Genomic DNA, 578 nt, shown 5'->3' on the forward strand with positions numbered 1-578 from the left:
TTGAGTATTTTTCAAGATGCATATCAATAAACTATAAACTTCACTTAGCTGCCTTTTATCAGCTAAGATTTTTTCTACTCAGACTTTCTTTCGAAAATCTCTCAGTTTTCAGCTTGTTTCCATATTGTTAAAGAACACAGATTTCTCATTAAGAGTCATCATTATTCAGTATTGCTTTTGATACCACTTTTTTATATTGCTCTACTTATTCAATATTGCAGTACTCATTCAATATTGCACCATTATTACTCTATTTGTATTTAATAGTGCTTTCACAACACTCAATAATGACGACTTAATGCAAAGTAAGTTGGTGGAGATAAGCGGGATCGAACCGCTGACCTCCTGCGTGCAAGGCAGGCGCTCTCCCAGCTGAGCTATATCCCCAATATTTACTTTGCTTGTCATACCTTTTCGTTTTCACTCCGCACTTTATCTCATTCGTAAAAGTTTGAGTGGTGGGTCTGAGTGGACTTGAACCACCGACCTCACCCTTATCAGGGGTGCGCTCTAACCACCTGAGCTACAGACCCAAAAGGATGACATTTCCATCTTTATCTTCTATCAAACAATCTGTG

General features: G+C 38.1%; 2 tRNA genes. Both read right to left on the minus strand.

Features of this window, described 5'->3' with window-relative positions:
• Positions 1-311: 311 nt before the first annotated feature.
• A tRNA-Ala gene (locus tag B0186_RS11050) sits at positions 312-387 on the minus strand.
• 69 nt (positions 388-456) lie between these two features.
• A tRNA-Ile gene (locus B0186_RS11055) sits at positions 457-533 on the minus strand.
• Positions 534-578 lie beyond the last annotated feature (45 nt).

The sequence above is a fragment of the Canicola haemoglobinophilus genome, from assembly GCF_002015075.1.
GTDB lineage: Bacteria > Pseudomonadota > Gammaproteobacteria > Enterobacterales > Pasteurellaceae > Canicola > Canicola haemoglobinophilus.